2 protein-coding genes and 1 pseudogene are annotated in these 2,764 nt (G+C 56.1%); all 3 read left to right on the top strand.

The annotated features are described in order from the left end of the window. Nucleotides 1-98: 98 nt before the first annotated feature. Nucleotides 99-818 carry a Crp/Fnr family transcriptional regulator gene (locus tag ACXJ5O_RS23715; RefSeq protein WP_457302045.1) on the top strand — a complete coding sequence of 240 codons (720 nt, stop codon included), beginning with the start codon at nt 99-101 and terminating at the stop codon, nt 816-818. A gap of 99 nt (nt 819-917) precedes the next feature. Then, nucleotides 918-2,345, top strand: a complete 1,428-nt coding sequence (locus ACXJ5O_RS23710; protein WP_112526085.1) for a glutamine synthetase family protein — start codon at nt 918-920, stop codon at nt 2,343-2,345. Between the two features lie 219 nt (nt 2,346-2,564). Next, nucleotides 2,565-2,764, top strand: a pseudogene (locus ACXJ5O_RS23705) (hypothetical protein); the annotation flags it as partial.

The raw sequence follows: 2,764 nt of genomic DNA, 5'->3' as shown, positions 1-2,764 counted from the left end.
TTGTCCATTGGCGGACAATGTATTGTGTCATTTTTTTATTTAGATACTTATAGCATTTCATCACGCAGGGTTCTCTGTTCCCGCGGGAAGGGAACAGAATGTCAGCTTCACAATTTGCGTTTGAGAACAAGCTTCTCAGGCATATGCATGCGAGCGATTTTGAATTGCTGGCACCGCATCTCGAAGCAATGGAGTTGCCGCTGAGGCACGTGATCGAGAAATCGCAAACGCCCGTCAGCGAGGTGTACTTTCTTGAAACGGGCCTTGCCTCGATCGTCTCAAAAATGCCCAGTGGCCGCGACATCGAAGTGGGCGTGTCCGGCAATGACGGGATGACGGGTTTCTCAGTCGTTCTCGGCGGGATGCAATCGCCGCACGACAGTTACATCCAAGTAGCTGGTGTCGGTTACAGTATCGCTACCGTGCATCTTCAACGCGCTATGGAAACAAGCACTCCACTGCGCAACTACCTGCTCCTCTATGTCCAAACCATGATCATCCAGACAGCCTCGACCGTATTGGCGAATAGTCAGGCGGACGTCTCATCCAGAATGGCTCGCTGGCTCCTGATGGTGCATGACCGCACCCACGGTCCAGAAATTATGCTGACGCACGAATTCCTGTCGGTCATGCTTGGAGTGCGGCGGCCATGGGCGACGGAAACCTTGCATGTCCTCGAAGACAAACGGTTGATCCGGGCAAAGCGAGGACAGATAACCATCATCGATCGTACCGGACTCATGATCGAGGCCAATGGTTTCTACGGCGTAGCCGAGAACGAATACAAGCGGCTTCTCGGGATAAATCTCGCCCGATAACCCCTGGAAACGAGTGGACCGACAATTTTCTCGTCCCCGCCTCCCATCCCGTCATATTTTGTTCTATCATTTTGCCATCGCAACGAATTCTGGTGATTGATGCCTTCCGAAACCCCTGAAAAAAAGCCCGCGCGGACCCGGCGGCGTACGCCCGCCTATGTCAAAGCCACGCGCGGTGTTAAGAACTGGCGCGAAGCTTCCGAGTGGCTGGCCTGGCGGGATATCGAGGACATCGAATGCATTACCCCGGACCAAGCCGGTGTGGCGCGCGGCAAAATGATGCCGTCGAAGAAATTCACATCCAATACCTCGCTGGCATTGCCTTCCGCCGTATTCATGGCGACAATCTCGGGTTCCTATCCGGAAGACGGCCATGGCTTCTCCTATCCTGAAGATGACGGCGATCTGAAACTGATGCCGGATCTGTCCACGCTTTCGGAAGTACCGTGGGAAAGCGATCCGACAGCCCAGGTCATTTGTGATCTCGTCAACAAAGACGGGGAAGCCGTGGAATTTACCCCGCGCAATGTCTTGAAGCGCGTCATGGCCGCTTATGCGAGGAAGGGCCTGAAGGCGGTCGTCGCGCCGGAAATTGAATTCTACCTCGTCAAGAAAAACCCCGATCCGGACTATCCCCTGACCCCGCCCGTCGGACGCTCTGGCCGGGCGATCGGCGGCGGACAAGGGTATTCCATCGCCGGCGTCAACGAGTTCGACGAACTCATCGACGACATCTATCATTTCTCCGAAAGTCAGGGCCTCGAGATCGATACGCTGATCCATGAGGAAGGCGCGGCGCAGCTGGAAATCAATTTGCGGCACGGCGATCCGATCGAGCTTGCCGATCAGGTGTTCCTGTTCAAACGCACGATCAGGGAAGCCGCATTGAAGCACGACATGTATGCGACGTTCATGGCGAAACCTATACAGGGCCAGCCGGGTTCCGCGATGCATATCCACCAATCGATCATCGACAAGAAAACCGGGCGCAATGTTTTCTCCAATCCGGATGGAACGGAAAGCCCGGCGTTCCGGCATTTTATTGGCGGCATGCAGAAGCATGTCCCGGCCTCGCTGGTGATGTTTGCGCCCTATGTGAACTCGTACCGGCGGCTGACACCGGCCGCCTCTGCGCCCGTCAATGTCAAATGGGGCTATGACAACCGTACCACGGCATTTCGCGTACCGCGCTCGGACCCTGCGGCGCGGCGTGTGGAAAACCGTATCCCCTCCTCCGACGCCAACCCGTATCTGGCACTGGCGGCATCGCTCGCCTGCGGCCTGATCGGCATGAACAACAAGATCGAGCCGGACGAGCCTGCCTCCACGACCGTCAACGACAATCTGATCGAATTGCCGCGCGGGTTGATCGAGGCGACAATCCTGTTCGAGCAGGACAGAGAACTGGTGGCCATGCTCGGCGAATCCTTCGCAATCACCTACGCCGCAATCAAACGCGCCGAGTTCGAGACCTTCATGGAGGTCATCAGCCCATGGGAACGCGAGTTTTTGCTGCTGAATGTGTGATGCCGCTTATCTCCCCCCTTGTGGGGGAGATAGGGTTTTCTTGGATTTAGCTGCTTTGCTAATTCCTTAGAAAACCCAAGAGAGGGGATAATTCCGTAGGCAAATCCCCTCTCTGGCGATTTCTAGCACTTAGCAAGAGCTAAGATGCTGAAATCGCTTTCTCTCCAAGGGGAGAGATAAACGCAGCGCCAGTATTTCCTGATCGGATTGCACAATAATATGCCCTACCAATCCCCCATTTCCCCTGGCATTTCCTGGTACGAGACCGCGGTCGATGACCGTACCGAATATCCGGCGCTGGATGGATCGCGTAACGCCGACGTCGTCATTATCGGCGGCGGCTTTACCGGCCTCTCCGCTGCCGTGCATCTGGCGTCGGCGGCGGCTTTACCGGCCTCTCCGCTGCCGTGCATCTGGCG

It is taken from the genome of Phyllobacterium sp. P5_D12 (assembly GCF_054049495.1).
Note: the sequence above shows the minus strand (reverse complement) of the source record. Positions and strands in the feature narration are given on the sequence as shown.